The organism is Nocardia sp. NPDC059228, from assembly GCF_042754245.1.
GTDB lineage: Bacteria > Actinomycetota > Actinomycetes > Mycobacteriales > Mycobacteriaceae > Nocardia.
Genome location: NZ_JBHZAL010000016.1, coordinates 1 through 16647, shown reverse-complemented (window position 1 = coordinate 16647; position 16647 = coordinate 1). Strand labels below are relative to the sequence as shown.

Genomic DNA, 16647 nt, shown 5'->3' with positions numbered 1-16647 from the left:
CCCCGCCCTCCCCCCGGTGCGCCGCGCCTCTTCCCGGCCCCGCGCCGGTCCGGCACAGTGCCTAACTGGCCAGTGCCATTGCCACGACCACGCCCGGACGCCTGCCACGCGCGGTGGGTTCGTCCAACGGTCGCCCGCTGACCTACCTCAGTTGTGGAATGACAGGCCCGGTCGCCAGCGCTGGAACGGCGTCGGCAGCGGCACCCGGCCGCTAGCGGGCCGAGCCGTCTGCACTAGTGCGCGGTGGGCGGGAGTTGTGGCTGCGCGGCGGGAGCCGGCGCGGCCTGGGGTTCCGGGCCGAGGAGGGTATTGGCGTGACGGCGGAGTTCGGCCACGACGCGCAGGCGGCGTTCGAGTTCGGCGGCGCGTTCGGTGCGGCGGGCGGCCGCCAGGTTGGCGGCCTCCTGGGCGGCGCGCAGGGATTCGTCGATGGAGCGCAGGGTGCGGTCGGCGATGGCGGTGAAGTGATCGCGCAGCAGGCGGTGGATGCGGTGCAGGCGGTCCTTGGTCTCCTTGCCGGTGTGGAAGGCGATGTCGTCCAGGTAGCGGCGCACCGCCAGCTTGGCGTCGGCACGACGCTTGGCCAGGCGGGCCTTCTTGTCGTCGCTGAAGGCCTTGCCGCCCAGCAGGACTCCGGCACCCAGCGAGAGCGGGTTGATCAGGGCGAGCCCGGCCATGGTGCCGACCATGCCCGCCATCACCACACCGCCGTAGGAGCCGCGCACCCCCACCAGCAGCTTGTGGCCCAGGCCCAGATCGGGTTCCAGATCGGCGAGGGTGCAGGACTCGGCGCGGGAGTCGTCGTCGAGGGTGTCGCGCACCTCGGGCAGATCCACCGCGCCGAGATCGTCGAAGTGGGTGGCGACCCGCTCGGCCAGCTTCACCGCGCGGGTGCCGGTCCACACCAGGTTGTCGCCGACCGCGGAACCCACGGTGGCCGTGAGCCATTCGTCCATGCTGTCCCAGTGCCGGCCGGGATCGTGCTGGTCGATCCAGTCCTCGGCGGTACGGGCGATATCGCGCAGGCGGTTGCGCAGATCGTGGTCGATATCCCCCGCCAGATCGGTGATGCCGTCACCCAGCGTCTGCTGCCAGGCGGCGGTGTGGCGGTGCAGTTTCTCCGCCTCGGCCTTGGCGGCGTGCAGCTCCCGGATGGCCGCCGCGCCCCGCTCGGGATCACGCAGCGCGACCAGCTCACTGCCCAGCGCCAGCGCCAGATGCTCGGCGGCCGAGGAGATGTCGAGGGCGACCGCACGCTGCATCACCGCCTGATCCCGGGCCACCACCTGCTCGCGCAGGAACTGGAACACCAGCCCGAACCCGGACTCGCGGCCCAGGCCCTCGTCCTGCAGGCGCATGGCGTGCGCGCGCAGCACCGCCGACACCGGCAGCATGGGCATCTCGATCCCATTGGCGTGCAGGTGCTTCCGGTTCGCCTCGAACACCTGCCGCCAATGCGGATACAGGTCGATCTTGGTCACCAGCACCGCCACCGCCGGGCACAGCTCCCGCACCTGCCGCAGGAAATCCACCTCGGTCTCGGTGAGCTCGGTGGAGGCGTCGGTGAGCACCAGCACCGCGTCCGCGGCCGGGGCCTGCGCGAGAACGCCTGCCGCGCCGGTGGTTCCGTGTACGCCCAGTCCCGGCGTATCCACCACCACGATGCCGTCGGCCAACAGCCGGCTCGGGGCCTCCAACTCGAGCCGCAGCACGGCGCGGCCCTGCGGACTGCGCGCGGTGAGCGCGGGGACCGCCTCGAACGGCACCGGCTCCCTGGTGTTCTCGCCGCCGTCGGCACCCGCCGCGACCACGGTCGCCCGCGGTTGCTCACCGTAGGACAGCACCGTGGTGACCGCCGTGGTCGCATCGTCGGCGACCGGGCAGACATCCATGTTGATCAGCGCGTTGACGAACCGGCTCTTGCCCTGATTCCCCAGACCGGCCACCAGGATCCGCCGCCGCGGATCGCGCACCTTGCCCGCGACCGTCTCCAGCCGCGCGACCAGATCCCCGCGTTCCGCGGCCTTCGCCACCGCGATGGTCTCCGACACCATCGTCAACAGCGGATTCGCCGCCACCATGCTCGTCACAGCCTGCTCACCGAACCTATTCCAGCCGTTTGTGTTCCGACAGGTCGTCGCTCACCGCGGCGAGCGACCTGCAACCTACGAGTGCAGAATGTCGCCGACGACGTCTCCGCCCGGGTGCGTTCCGAGATCCATCCCGGTATGCGCCCCACCATCCCCGAACAGTGACGCGTCCGCACCCGGAGCATGCACCCCGCCGCCGAACGCCTGCGAAACATCCACACCCGCCCAGGGATTCGTACCGGCACCGTGCAACCCGGCATCCACCGCGGTCCCCCCGTGCACCCCGGCATCGAGCCCACTCCCCACCTGCACGCCCCCACCGGCCTGCGTCCCCACCCCGGCATCCAATCCGCCCCCGACCCCGGCCACCGAATTCCCCACCCCGGTCAGACCGGTATCCACGCCCCCGCCCAGGTGCGTCCCCGCGTCCAGCGCCGAGTGCACACCCGCATCCAGCCCGGTCCCCACATTCGCGGCCCCACCGAGCCCCGTCTCCAGACCCGCGCCCACCTGGGTCCCCGCGCCGAGGGCCGAGTGCACCCCGGCATCAAGGCCACTCCCGACCTGGGTCCCGAGCCCCGCACCGACATTCGCGGCCCCACCCAGCCCGGTCTCCAAACCGGTCCCGACCTGGGTCCCGGCGCCCACTGCGGTGTTGAGCCCCGCATCGAGCCCCGTACCCAGCTGGTTGCCCACGCCGACCGCAGTGTCGATCCCGGTCCCGAGACCACCCTGCACGCCGGCGCCGATCCCCGTCGCCGCATTACCTACGCCGGAAATGCCCGTTTCCAAACCACTTCCGAGCTGCGCGCCCAGATCCGCACCCGTGTGCAGGCCGCCCTCGAGCCCCGCACCCAACTGCGTCCCGGCACCCGCCAGAGAGTCGGCCGTACCGGAGAGCCCGGTCTCCAGGCCGGCGCCGATGTTCGCGGCGCCGCCGATGCCGGTCTGCAGTCCTGCGCCCGCCTGGGTACCCGCGCCCAGCAGAGTGTTGATTCCGGCGTCGAGACCCGCGCCCACATTCGCCGCACCATTGAGGCCGGTCTGTACACCCAGGCCCGCGTCGAGTGCGCTGTCGATTCCGGTGGAAAGCCCGGCGCCGAGGCCGGCTCCGAGGCCACCCGCCGCGTTCACCGCGCCATCGAGACCCGTCTGCACGCCCGCGCCCACTCCGGCGGCGGTGTTCAGCGCGCCGGTGAGGCCCGCGCCGACGCCGGCAGCGGAGTCGAGGGCGCCGGTCAGGCCGGTCTGAAGGCCCGCGCCCACCTCGGCGGCGGCGTTGACGGCGGCGGAGAGGTTGGCGCCGAGACCGGTCTCGAGGCCGCCGGCGGTGGAGAGGGCACCGGTCAGGCCGGCGGTGAGGTCCGCGCCGGCCTGAGTGACGGTGTCGAGGGCGCCCTGGAGACCGGTCTGGAGACCGGCGCCGGCGGTGAGTCCGCCGGTGAGGGCGGAGGTCAGGTCGGCGGCGGCCTGCGCGCCGAGCACGCCACCGAGGTCGGCCTCGACGCCGGTGGCGACGTCACCGGCCACGCCGAGCGCGCCGCCGAGTCCGGCGGACAGGCCCGCGCCGAGGTCGGCGGCCGCACCGACGACCGCGCCGATGCCATCGGACAGGCCCAGCTCGAGGCCGGTGCCGGCGTCGCCGGTCAGGCACACCTGGGTGGCGGTAGCAGCGGTGGTGCCCAAATTCACACCCGCGGAGTCGCCGATCGCGGCCGAGCCGCCCACGCCGCCGCCGGCCCCGACCCCGAGACCGGTGTCGGCGCCCAGCCCGGCGGAGCCGCCCAGCCCGGTGTCGGCGCCCAGGCCGGCCGTCCCGCCCGCGGCAATGATGTCGGACAGCTGCGAACCTCCCGCAACCAGTGCGGACTCGGCCACCATGGGGGCCACGGCGGCGATGTCCTCGGGGGTCACATTCTCCAGCCCGGCGGCGGCCAGCGCCCCGCCCGGATTGTTGCAATAGCTGACCGCGGCCTCGTGGTCACGCAGCAGATTGAGGATGAACTCGAGAATTGCGTTGGGGCTCATGGCGAATCGTCTCCCTGGATGGGCGGGCCCCGCTGACCCGCGCTGCTCGAATTTCCTTTCACGTTAGGAAGGCATCTCGTTACGCGTAACGGGGTGAACTCCCCCAAGTTCCACAGCGGTCGCCTAGGGGGGCAGGCGAACATTAGGGGAATTTCCCCAAACCTGTGGGGGAATCGGTAACGGGATCCCCTCAGCTACCGACAGGCGGGGTGGGCCACCCGGCCTAACCCGAGATTTTTCGTACAAATCGGACCGAAGAGCTTTCGGCACGCGATCCAACGGTCGCGCGTTGGGTAATGACAGGGGAACTCGAATGAGTCAGGGGCTGGCGCTCGGCATCACCGTCGGGTCGTCGAATACGGTTGCCGTGACGACTTCGGGGGGACAACACACAGTACATACGCGGCCCAGCGTGCTGGGCGCCGAGCCGGAGGTTCCGGACAGTTTCCTGGCCCGGGTCGGGGATCCCGTGGACATCAGAACCCGGGACGGATCCGCGGTCCGCGCCGCCGACCTGGTGGCGGCGGCCATCGGCCGCGCGGTGGACGGCACGGGCCCGGCCGCGGCCACGGTCGCCTGCTACCCGGTCTGGTGGTCGCAGCACACCGTGGAGGTGCAGCGGACCGCCCTGGACGCGGCCGGCCTGGACGCGGTGGCCATGGTCCCGGAGCCGACGGCGGCCATGCGCTGGCTGCAGGAGGTGCACGAGTCCAGCCACGACGGCGCGATGGTGGTGTACGACCTGGGGGTCACCGGCCTGACGGTTTCGGTGGCGCGCACAGGGGCCATGTCGGGCCTGCTGGGCGAACCGGTACGGACCACCGAGGTGGCCGGGTCGGAATTCGATCTGCTGACAATGCGTTTCGTGCTCGCCCATGCGGTCGGCGAAAAGGATTTCGATCCTTTCGACCCTTTGGTGGAACAAGAATTAGCGGCACTCCGCGTTCGCTGCAAAATTGCGAAAGAAACTCTATCCACAAATACCGCCACCATGGTGCCCGTGCGTTTGCCCGCCATGGCGGAAGTGGACGTACGACTGGTTCGCGACGATATCGAGGAACTGCTGCGGGGTCCGCTCCTCGGTTCGACCGATCTGGTCCGTGAGGCCCTGCGCCGGGCCGGACTCACCGCGGCCGATCTGGACGGGTTCCTGGTCATCGGCGGCGGCGCGAGCATCCCGCTGGTAACCGAACTGCTGTCCACCGAATTCGGCATCCCGGTCGCGGCCGCCGCCGACCCGGCCCACCTCAGCGCGCACGGCGCCGCCCTGTTGGCCGCCGATCTGCTCGCCGACACCACCGACACCGAGGCGCATCCGGCGATCGCGGTCGGCGGCGTGGGCCTCGCCGAGGCCGACGGCGGCCCGGCCCCCACCCCCGGCCGCGCCGCGGCCGGGCTCCCCCAGCGGCCCCGGGCCGGCTCCCCCGCCCGGCCCACGGACCCCGAACCACTGGGCCCCGGCGGCGATTCCGGTCGAGCGGCGGCGGACGATACCGTGCTGATGGCGGAATCGCCTGCAGCCCAGCGCATTCCGCTGCTGCCCGACCTCCCGGTCGAGGAACCCGCCGGCGGCTTCCGGCACTGGAAGCGTCTCGCGGTGATCGGCGCGGCCGCGGTCGCGGTGGCCGCCATCGCCACCGGCACCCTGGCCATGGGCACCGGCGGACAGTCCACGCCCGCGAATCCCGCCGGCACACAGTCGCCCTCGGCCTCCGCCGTGGCGCTCGACTCCCCGGCGCCGACGGACGGGGCCACCACCCCCGGCGCCCCGGCTCCGGCGGCCGGGAGCCCGGTCTCCGCGACCAAGCCCGCGTCGCATCCGGACGCGGCCAAGCCCGGCAGCCCGGCCACCACCGGCGCCGCGGCCCCCGCACCCGCCGCCGCCGACCCGACCACCCCCGCCGCGCAGGCCGATACCCCGGCGCCGCAACAGAATCCGGCGAGCCCCCAGCCGCCGCAACAGCAGCAACAACAACCACCGGTCCAGATGCCGACGGTGCCGCAGATCCAGCCGCCGACGGTCCCCAGCGTGACGCTCCCCACGGGCGCACTGAACAATGCAGTTGATCAGCTCGGCAACGCCGTTCCACCGGTCGTTCCGCACACCGGCCGCTGAGAGTTGGTTCCTAGTGACAGGCATGACCCCCGTCGCACTGGATTCCATCCCGTGCGCCCGTGAGATTTTCCGGGATCTCGATTCCGATGATTCCGCCTCGGTGCTCTACCTCGTCCGGGGCCGCTCCGGCACCGGAAAATCCACCCTGCTGGGCGCCCTCCGAGCGCGGTTGCGCGCCCGGGGCGTCCCGCACACCGACAATCCGGCGCACGCGTTGCGCGCGTCGGCCCCGGGCCGCGCCGACGGCAACAGCCGCGCCCGCGGCGCCCTCATCGTCGACGACGCCCACGCGCTGAACCCGGCCGAATTCGACCTGCTGTGCGCCGCAGCCGAATCCGGGGAGTACCCGGTGGTGATCGCGCTGCGCCCGCGCCCGCATGATCCCCGGCTGCGGGGTCTGGCCGATCTGGTGGCCCGCCGCGGCCGCGTGGTCGATCTGCGCGCCCTGGGCGCCACCGAGATCGCCCCGTTCGCCCGCGAACTGGGCATGATGGTGCCGCGCGGGCTGGCCCAGCACATCCACCGCCAGACCGGCGGCATCCACGGCGGTGTGGTGGCCGCGCTGACCGCCGCCTGCGCCACCCGCCTGGACGCGGGCGTGACCGCGGTGGACCAGGCGGTGACGGCCTGGGCGCGAGCGCGTCTCGACGACGCCGATCCGGACCTGCTGGATGCCCTGGTGGTGGCGGCCATCGGCGCGGGCCTGGATACCGGCGAGCTCACCGAGGTGCTCGACGTCACCCCGCCGGCCGCCCAGGATCTGGTGGACCGGGCCCGGGGCAGCGCCCTGGTCACCGATGCCGATCTGCTGCTGGCCCCGGCCGTCCCGCCGCTGCGCACCCTGGTCGGCGACCGCCGCTTCCTGACCGTCGCCCGCCGCCTGCTGCACGCGCGCCTGGACGCCGGACTGCTGCGCGACCACACCGCACTGCTGCTCGCCGAATCCGGCGTCCGCGACGAGCGGCTGGCCGAATTCCTGTGTGCCGCAGCCGAACGCGCCGGCGACGAGGCGGTCCGGCACTACGCGGCCGCGGCCGCCGCCGGCGCGGATCCGGAGGCCCTGGCCGTGCGCTGGGCCGATGCCGCCGCCCGGGCCGGGGACGGCGACACCGCCCTGCGCCTGGCCGAACCCACGCTGGCCAATCCGGCGATCCCGCTCGCGGATCTGGCTGCCGCCGTGCGCATCTGCGCCGGTGTGTGGACCCGGCGCGGCCTGGCCGGCCGGGCCGCCCAGCTCTACACCTGGCTCGGACCGACCCGGGTCGGCCCGGACTGGGCGGTCGCCGCCACGGTGCTGTCGCTGTCCGGTGACGCCCACGGCGCACAGGCGCTGTCGGTCAATGCCGCCCAGTGGCCGCCGACCGAGGCCACCGCGCGCGCGGCCTCGATCGCCAATGCCCTGTTCGACACGATCGGATCGACCAGTGCCCCTGGCGATTTCAGCGCGGCGACGCGCACCGATCGCGGGAACGGCCACACCGGCGCCCCATTCCCGCCGCCGCACCGGACCTTTGCCACGCCGGCCGCCGGAACCGGCGCGCCGGCCCGGGCCGCGAGCCCCGCGGCCCGGCCCATCGGCGACCGATCGCGCCCCGACGACACCGCGCCGGCGAGACCCGCTGCGAGCGCGGCGAATACCTTCGGAGCCGGCTCGGCCCCGACCGGTTTCACCGCCGAGATGCGGGCCATCGCGCCGACAACCCTTGCCGTGCAGCGCTTCACCAGCCCCGCGCAGGCGCGGCGCGGCGCGGCCGTCACGGCGGCGTCCGCGCTCATCCACGCCGCGCACTCCGGTCCGGCCCCCACCGATGACGGCGGCGATCGCTTCCTGCCGTGCTCGGCGGTGTCGATCGCGGTGCTGCTGTGCCTGAGCATGGGCGATCCGCGCCGGGCCGCGGACGCCCTGCGGCAGGGCACCCAGGACCGCAGCCCCAGCCGCGATCCGCAGAGCCTGGTGCTGGGCGCGTGGGTCGCCATGCTGGGCGGCGACGAACATTCGGCGGCCACCCTGATGTCGGAAGTCCGGCTGACGGAACTGGATCCGCGCGATCGGCTGCTCGCGCACGGCGTGATCGTCGGCCTGGCCCGGCGCAGCGGCGATCACGCGGCGCTGGCCATGGCCTGGCAGCAGGCCTTCCCGTTGTTCGACGAGGTCGGCGCGGATCTGCTGGCGCTGCTGCCCATCGGCGAGCTGTGGCTGGCCGGCATCCGCCTGCGTGACGAGGCCCGGATGACCGCCCTGGTGACCGGCGCCGACGAACTGCTGCGCCGGCTCGGTGAGCCGCCCGCCTGGTCGAATGCCTTCCACTGGTACGCGATTCAGGCCGCCATCGCCCAGGAGAGCCCCGAAGCCCTGCTGCCGCACGCCCATCGGCTCAAGACCTCCGCCGCGGCGGGCGATCCGCAGGCCGCGGTGCTGGCGGACGCGGGCCGCACCTGGGTGCTGGTGCTGCGCGGTCAGGTGGTGCGCGCGCAGGTGGAGGGCGCGGTGGCCCGGCTGGCCGGGCTCGGCCTGCGCTGGGACGCGGCCCGGCTGGCCAGTGAGGCCGCGCTGGCGGCGGGTGATTCCGCCACCGCGACCGCGCTGCTCAAGCTGGCGCGCACGGTGCGCGCGCAGTCTCGGCCGCCGGAGTCCCCGGTACGCGCGCCCGAGCCCGCGGCCCCGCAGCCGCGCCCGGAACCGATCACCGATACCGTGCTGAGCGAACGCGAGCGTGAGGTGGCCGAACTGGTCCTACTGGGGTTGACGTACCGGGAGATCGGGGCCCGGCTCTATATTTCGGCGAAAACGGTGGAACATCACGTGGCTCGGATGAGACGTCGAATCGGTGCCGGCTCGCGTTCGGAGCTATTGTCAATGCTTCGCGCCATGGGTCACGGTTCACTCCTCGTCTGACCTCGGCGCGGAGAGCACCCGGACGCATCGAGCGAGGTAGAAGAGGATGGCCACTGGGGTGGGCCTGCGGATCGCGGACGACGAATCCGTCGTTGCCGTGGTGACAGGCGATGACGCCACACTCCCGGTGCACTACACCGTGCGCGAGTCCGTCCTGCACATGTCCGAGGACGGCGACGCCGTGCTCGGCGGCGACGCACCGGAGGGCTACAGCCATTCCATCCGGGGCTTCGTGGGCGCGGTCGGGGATCCGGCCGGGCTCGCGGTGGACGACGGTGAGGCGTACCGGGCCGAGGACCTGATGGCCACGGCGGTCTTCTGCCTGATCAGTCAGGCCGCCGAACATCTCAACGGTCCCGCCGAGTTCTATCTGGCCCACCCGACCGGCTGGCCCGACGCCCACGTGCGATCCCTGCGCGAGGCGCTGGACTATCTGGGCCTGAAGTCGGTGGTGCTGGTCAGCGAGCGGGACCTACCCCAGGCCGACGCGGAGACCGGGAAGACCCTGGCCTACAACGCGGCCCGCGCGGCGCTGGCTGCGGTGCTGTCCACCCCGGCCGGCCTCACACCGCCCGATGCCACCGCGGCCACCGAGAACGCCGCCGACGTCACCGACGTGCTGCCCGCGCTCAAGTCCTCCGAACTGGCGCAGGCGTATTCGGCCGCGGTCCCGGCCGTCACCACCGCCGAGCCGGCCGTCACCCGGGCGACCGCCGCGGTCGCGGTCACCCACGCGCCGCGCGCCAACCGCGGCCCGTACATCATCGCCGCGGCGGCCGCCCTGATCGGTTTGCTGCTCGGTGGCGTCGGGGTGGCGGCCGTGTTGCGCACCGACGACTCCACCCCGGGCCCGCCGCGCGGTGAGGTGCGTTCGGAGCCGGTGGCCACCGCGGGGGTGGCGCCGCCGCTGCTACCGCCGACCGGTTCGGACAATCCGACCGCGGCCGCGCCGCCCGCCGATGCCGCGGACATCCCGGTCACCTCGGACCCCACGACCACGCCGCCACCGCCGACGACCACACCGGACCCGCCGGCCACCACACCGAGCCCCACCCCGCACAGCACGCCGCCCACGACGACACGCCCGTATCCGCCGATCTACCAGTATCCGTCGGTGCCGACCTTCGAGCTGCCGCAAGCGCCGGTGCTGCAGGATCCATGGGGACAGAATCCGCGTTGATTTCGTAGAGCCCTTCGGTGGTTGATGCCCTAAAGTGGTGCGCTGACCGACCTTCCGGAAGGTAACCGGATCCGGGCCCGGGACATCGGTCTGCTGGTGCACTTACGAAGGGACTCCATGCGCAAGTTCATGGCGCGTCGCGCCACGGTTCGAGCAGCCACCGTCGCGTTCGCCTCGACCGTCCTCATCGGTCCCTTGCTCAGCACCGCCACCGCCGCCCCGGCGTCCGCGGATCAGCTTGCCGCCGACAAACTTCCGGCCGAGCTGGTCACCGCCATCCAGCGCGATCTGAAGATGACGCCCGCCGAATATCTGGACCGCGCCAACCAGGCCCAGCAATTGCGGGACTACGCAACGACTTTCCGCAGCCAGCGTCCCGACGACTTCGCGGGCGCGTGGCTGGGCACCGACGGCAAGCCGGTCATGGCCGTCACCTCGCTCGATGCCGCCAAGATCGCCGCCGCCGACGGCTACCAGACCCGGCTGGCCCCGATCAGCGCCGACAACCTCGAGAGTTCGGCCGATCAGCTGAACATGTGGATCACCAGCCTGCCGCGCGATCTGTCCAATGCCATCAATTCGGTCGCCATCGACTTCCTCAACAGCCAGCTGGTGCTCAGCGTGGCGAACACCCCGGCCGGGCATTTGCTGAATCTGCCCACGCTGATCGCGAATATCAAGGTGATGCTGTCGCCGGATTCCGGCGGCCCGGTCGAACGGCGCCCCATGGGCGGTGACACCTACATCACCGCGCCGACCGCGCTCAGTGATTCGTCGCTGCGCAGCGTCGATGTGTGCTCGTTCGGCTTCAACAGTGTGGATTCCGCCGGAAACGCCCTGAACATCAGTGCCGGACACTGCAATCCGAATGTGGACAAGGGCACCAGCGCCGATGTCTACATTCCGAATGTGAAAAACCTGGTGTCGAGCCCGAAGGCCGGCAGCTTCGTCTCCTCGAATCTGGGCGGCCGCAGCGCACTCGATTATTCGGTCATCAAGCTGAACGACGACGCGGTGCGGGCCGGGATGGATCAGCCGTCGGTGCGCGGCGCCAACGGCACCACCCTGACCATCACCGGGGTGGCCGACCCGATCACCGGCGCGCCGGTCTGCAAGTCCGGTCAATCCTCCACCTTCACTTGTGGTTTCGTGGTGGCCGACCGGGTCGAGACCCAGTTGTTCACCGCCGAGGGCCAGTCCAAGACGGTGCGCGGCTTCGCCTCCAGCGCCTGCACCCTGGGCGGTGACAGCGGCGGCGCGATCGTGACCGGCACGCTGGCGCTGGGCATCACCAGCGGCTCGAATGCGGCCGACGCGCCGAACTGCAACGAGGCCAATACCGCGCTGGCGCAGTATGGTGGTACCGCGTCGCTTGGCATCCCGGTGCGCGCGATCCTCACTGAAATCGACGCCAATTCCGGCGGCGGCGTCGGCAGCGGAATTCAGGTCCGGACGCGTTCCAACGCGTGATGATTCGCGGCTCGTTCCAGCGGGCCGCGAAAATCGGACACCTCTCTCATTGCGCGTGTTCAAGACACGCCCGCTGTTTGCCCGCCGAATACCGAAACGTCATCTGCCAATAAGTAGGCATAACCGGCCCGACACCATATAGTCGGGGCCATGCTCCTGCCACGTATGCGCATCTCCATGCCTGCCGTGGGCCGCCGCCCACGGTCTCTTGTCCGAACTGCGGCGATCGCGGCCACCACTGTGCTCGTCGCCGGACCCCTGGCGGCGAGTGCGCACGCGGAGCCCGCGACCCCCGCCACACCGGATCTGCCGGCCGAGCTGGTCACCGCTATCACCCGCGACCTGAAGATCTCCCCGCAGGACTACCTGCAGCGCGCCGACATCGCGCAGAAGGCGGCCACCTTCGCCACCACCGCCCAGCGGCAGTTCCCGGGCGTCTTCGGTGGCGCCTGGCTGGACGAGACCGGCAAGGCCATCGTGGCGCTGGCCCCCGGCGACAGCCTGGACCAGGCCCGCAAGGCCGTGGCGGACGCCGGCTTCACCGCCAAGGACGTCGCCAAGAGCGAGACCACGCTGCGCGGTGAGAAGAACGCCTTCCAGCAGTGGCTCAAGGACCAGCCGGAGTCCGTGTCCAAGGCCATCCGGGGCGTGGCCATCGACACCCTGAACAACAGCATCGCGGTGCGGGTGGACAAGCCCGACCTGCCGCTGCCCGGCTTCGTGGACCCGGCCCGGGTCATCGTCATGACCGCTCCGCCGGTCGGCGGCGAGGGCCAGGACGTCCCGAAGGCTTCCGACATCGCCGGTGCCGGCCCGCAGACCATGGCCGCCGGCCAGGCCTACGCCTCGGTGGCCGGTCGCATGTCGCTGCGCTGCTCGCTCGGCTTCAACGGCACCGACGGCAACGGCAATGTCGTGAACATCACCGCGGGCCACTGCAACCCCAACATCTCGGCCACCCCCGGCGCCAACTCGCCGGGCGTCTACCAGATGGTCGGCGGCGAGAGCCTGGGCCCGCAGGTCGGCGTGTTCCAGAAGTCGGTGCTGGGCAACCAGGACTACTCGATCATCGGGATCAGCGACCAGTACCGGGACGCCTTCTCCAATCCGCTGGTGAACGTCCCGGGCGCGGCCCCGGTCAACATCACCGGCGTGGCCGTGCCGGTGGTCGGCGCCCCGGTCTGCAAGTCGGGTGCGCGCACCGGCTTCAGCTGCGGCGTGGTGAACGCCGTCGACCAGACCGTCCAGGTCGGCGACCGCATGCTCACCCAGTCGTTCTCCGCCAATATCTGCGCCCTGCCCGGTGATTCGGGCGGCCCGCTGGTGACCGGCACCCTGGCCCTGGGCATTTCCAGCGCCTCCTCGGTCGCCGACTACCCGGTCTGCGAGATCCCGAACCTGATCGGTCTCATCACCGGCAACACCCCGCAGCTGTTCGCGCAGCCGGTGAGCACCGTGCTCTCCGACAACCCGGGCCTGCGCGTGCGCACCCTCTGATCACAGCACCCTCGAAAAGGCCGGTAGCCAAACCGCTACCGGCCTTTTCGCATTCCGGGGTACCGGGGTGTGCCCCCGGGTGGCAGCGCAGGGGCGGCGGGCGGCAGCGGGCGGGCATGGTCGCGTCGAGCCTCGGTCGGGCATGCTGGGGTCATGTGTTTGGTGTTGCTCGGCTGGCGGGCGCATCCGGAGTACCGGTTGATCGTGGCCGCCAATCGGGACGAATTCTTCACCCGCCCAACGGAATCGCTCCGTCCCTGGGACGAGGTGCCCGGGCTGCTGGCGGGCCGGGATCTGGGTGCGGCGGGCCCGGTGCCGGGCACCTGGCTGGGTCTGCTGTCCGATCGGCACCGCTTCGCGACGGTCACCAATGTGCGCCGGCCCGGCGACTTCCGCCCCGATGCCCGCTCCCGGGGCGCGCTGCTGATGGATTTCCTGCGCGGCGATCCGGTCCCGGAGAAGTTCGTGCGCGGCGTCGCGGCCGCGCCCGACGACTACAACGGCAACAACCTGGTGGTCTCGGATCTGGAAACGCTGTGGTGGCACAGCAATCGGAGCGACCGGACCCCGCGCGAACTCGCGCCGGGCTTCCACGGCCTGTCCAACAATGCGCTCGTGGGATCCCTCGAACCCGACGGCAGCGTATCGACCGGCACCGATGATCCGGCCTGGCCCAAGGTCCGCGAGGGCGTGCGTGCGCTGTCCGCCATGGCCGCGGCGGATCCGGGCGATGTCGAGAGCTATCTGGCCGCCCTGGCCGACCGCACCCCCGCCGGCGCCTCCGAGTTGCCGGAGACCGGACTGGACCCGCTCACCGAACGCGCGGCCTCCGCGCGCTTCGTCGATCATCCCGTGCACGGAACCCGATGCAGCACAGTTCTTCTGGTGCGTGAGGACGGCAGCTACGTGATGACCGAGCGTACCTTCGCCCGGTTCGCCCACCGCCGCGACACGGTGTCGTTCGACGGCCGGCTGGAGCTACCGGCCTGATCGGCCCGCCAACGCGTTCGGCCCGCCTGCGACGAGCGAGGCGGGCCGAACGGGTTCAGCGTGCCAGGGCTCGAAAACCCCGGCGGTGGTTCAGTTCTGGGTGACCTGAGCGGGCTTGCTGGTCGTGGCCCACTGGGTGGTGCCATCCGGAGCCTGCAGGGTCTGCAGCAGGCCGATGCCCGCGGCGACCAGGGTCGGGCCACCCGCGGCGATGGTGCCGAGGATGCCGCCGATACCGGCGCCGGCCACCAGACCGGGAACGCAGCCGGCCACGATGGTCACGACGCAGCCGATCATCGCGCCGAGTGCCGTGCCCACGAAGCTGCCGATGCCGATGGCCAGGCCGAACTGAGTGGAGAAGTTGCTCATCGCCTTCTGGTTCTCGTCCGCCGAGGCGATCGGCTTGGCGGCGAGCACGGTGGTGCCGGGCTGGTAGCCCTCCGGCTTCTCCGGGACCAGCTCGAGCACCTTGCCGTCGTCCTTGACCTCGGACTTCACCGGGATGTCGGTGCCGTCGGCGTCGAACTTCAGCGGGAAGGAGATGGCGGTCGCGCCTTGCTGGTCCTTGACGTTCACCACCGTGACCTTCGGGTCCTCGGGCGTCGCGCCGTCCTGCTGGGCGAGCTCGAAGGTGCCGTTCTTCAGGGTGGAAACGATCGTCTTGCCGTCGACCAGCTTGGTGGAGTAGTTGATTCCAGCAGGCTGTGCGGGAGCATCGTCGGCGTGGGCGGTCGTCATCCCGATGGTCATTGCGCCGATGACCAGGGCAGCAGCCGCAGTGGTACTGCGAAGCTTCATTCGGTTGGTATCCAATCCGTCATGAGGTATATCCGCTGTGCGCCTCTTCGCCACGCGAGGCCCGGCTTCCCTCGGGCCATGCCACGCGCTAGGACGAGTCCTCCCCGAGCATGTGAAGACGCGCACAGCTGTCGGACAGCGTGAGCCTAGTCGATCACCCTACGATTTGCGAGATCCGTTTCTTTCTGCTGGACACCGCGTTTCGCGAGTAAGCCTGCCCTTGGTTACCGCACCGATTTGCCGGGATTTACGGTGTGGGAAACCCTGGACAGCTAAGTTACCGACGGGTAACTTACCGTCCATTAGGATACGAGCAACTCGAGGCGGAACCAGGCTGCCTCGCAAGACGCTCGTAGAACCGTAAGAGAGGTCGCTACATGAATGCCCTGACAGTGACGCTGGGCACGATTGGGGCGGTGTTCACAGTCTTCTGTTGGGCATCGTTCATCGGAGGTGTGCGGAACATCGCGCGCACCGTCATGGTCGGGCAGTCCGCACCCGATCGCTGGCGGCCATTCTTCCCCCGCTTCAAGACCATGATCGTGGAATTCCTCGCGCACACGCGCATGAACAAATTCCGCACGGTCGGCTGGGCCCACTGGCTCGTCATGATCGGCTTCCTCGCCGGGTTCATCCTGTGGTTCGAGGCGTACGGCCAGATCTTCGACCCCGAATTCCACTGGCCCATCGTCGGGTCCTGGGGCATCTACCACCTGGTGGACGAGATCCTCGGCATCGGCACCGTGATCGGCATTCTGGTGCTGATCGTCATCCGCCAGCTGAATCACCCGCGCGTGCCGCAGCGGCTGTCCCGGTTCAGCGGTTCCCGGTTCGCGCCCGCGTACGTCATCGAGGCGATCGTCCTCGTCGAGGGCCTGGGCATGACCTTCGTGAAGGCGGGCAAGATCGCCACCTATCACGAATCCCACACCTGGAGCGACTTCTTCACCGAGCAGGTGGCCAAGCTGCTGCCCGACTCGGTGATCATGGTGTCGATCTTCGCGTTCATCAAGCTGGTCTCCGGCGCGACCTTCCTGCTGCTGGTCGGCCGCAATGTCACCTGGGGTGTGGCGTGGCACCGGTTCGCCGCCTTCCCGAACATCTATTTCAAGCGTGAGGCCGACGGTGATGTCGCCCTGGGTGCGGCGAAGCCGATGATGTCGGGTGGTAAGCCGATCGAGATGGAGACCGCCGATCCGGACAATGACACTTTCGGTGTGGGTAGGTTCGAGGATTTCTCGTGGAAGGACATTCTCGACGTCACGACCTGTACCGAGTGTGGTCGTTGTCAGTCGCAGTGTCCGGCCTGGAATACCGGTAAGCCGCTCTCGCCGAAGTTGTTGATCATGTCGTTGCGTGATCATGGTTACGCGAAGGCCCCGTATCTGCTCGCCGGTGGCCGTAAGGACATGGGTGGCGAGGAGATCGGTCTGGTCGACGGCGAGGGTAAGCCGGACGAGGGTGCGCTGGCGCGGATTTCGGAGGCGGCGCGCGCGGAGGCCGAGCGGCCGTTGGTCGGTGGCGAGGATGTGGGTGGTGTCATCGATCCTGAGGTGTTGTGGTCGTGCACGACCTGTGGTGC

Annotated in this window: 9 protein-coding genes and 1 pseudogene; 7 read left to right on the top strand and 3 right to left on the bottom strand. The window is 70.7% G+C overall.

From position 1 onward, the window contains the following. Positions 1–233 precede the first annotated feature (233 nt). Positions 234–2081, bottom strand: coding sequence for a dynamin family protein (locus ACFXKA_RS23790; RefSeq protein ID WP_379429044.1), 1848 nt, complete (start codon positions 2079–2081; stop codon positions 234–236). 84 nt (positions 2082–2165) lie between these two features. Beyond that, on the bottom strand, positions 2166–4118 hold the full coding sequence (locus ACFXKA_RS23785; protein WP_379428962.1) for an IniB N-terminal domain-containing protein: 1953 nt from the start codon (positions 4116–4118) through the stop codon (positions 2166–2168). Positions 4119–4431: 313 nt separating this feature from the next. On the opposite strand from ACFXKA_RS23785, the gene ACFXKA_RS23780 reads away from it, so the two are divergent. The 6 genes from ACFXKA_RS23780 to ACFXKA_RS23755 all read left to right on the top strand — a co-directional run bounded on the left by ACFXKA_RS23780 (position 4432) and on the right by ACFXKA_RS23755 (position 14267). Next, positions 4432–6234 (top strand): Hsp70 family protein, encoded by a 1803-nt coding sequence (locus ACFXKA_RS23780; RefSeq protein ID WP_379428961.1) that lies wholly within the window; start codon positions 4432–4434, stop codon positions 6232–6234. Positions 6235–6256: 22 nt separating this feature from the next. After that, positions 6257–9130 (top strand): LuxR C-terminal-related transcriptional regulator, encoded by a 2874-nt coding sequence (locus tag ACFXKA_RS23775; protein ID WP_379428960.1) that lies wholly within the window; start codon positions 6257–6259, stop codon positions 9128–9130. A gap of 46 nt (positions 9131–9176) precedes the next feature. Further along, positions 9177–10310 carry a hypothetical protein gene (locus ACFXKA_RS23770; RefSeq protein ID WP_379428959.1) on the top strand — a complete coding sequence of 378 codons (1134 nt, stop codon included), beginning with the start codon at positions 9177–9179 and terminating at the stop codon, positions 10308–10310. A gap of 117 nt (positions 10311–10427) precedes the next feature. Then, positions 10428–11780: a S1 family peptidase gene (locus ACFXKA_RS23765; protein WP_379428958.1), complete on the top strand. Its 1353-nt coding sequence runs from the start codon at positions 10428–10430 to the stop codon at positions 11778–11780. 150 nt (positions 11781–11930) lie between these two features. Further along, a complete protein-coding gene (locus ACFXKA_RS23760; RefSeq protein WP_379428957.1) occupies positions 11931–13277 on the top strand; it encodes a S1 family peptidase in 1347 nt (448 codons plus the stop codon). Between the two features lie 153 nt (positions 13278–13430). Next, positions 13431–14267, top strand: a complete 837-nt coding sequence (locus tag ACFXKA_RS23755; RefSeq protein WP_379428955.1) for an NRDE family protein — start codon at positions 13431–13433, stop codon at positions 14265–14267. A gap of 90 nt (positions 14268–14357) precedes the next feature. Here the strand turns inward: ACFXKA_RS23755 and ACFXKA_RS23750 are convergent, their stop codons facing one another. Continuing rightward, complete coding sequence (locus tag ACFXKA_RS23750) at positions 14358–15065, bottom strand: hypothetical protein (RefSeq protein WP_379428954.1); 708 nt, start codon at positions 15063–15065, stop codon at positions 14358–14360. A 377-nt stretch (positions 15066–15442) separates the two neighbouring features. Here ACFXKA_RS23750 and ACFXKA_RS23745 point away from each other — a divergent pair. Continuing rightward, positions 15443–16647: pseudogene (locus ACFXKA_RS23745) on the top strand (Fe-S oxidoreductase); the annotation flags it as partial.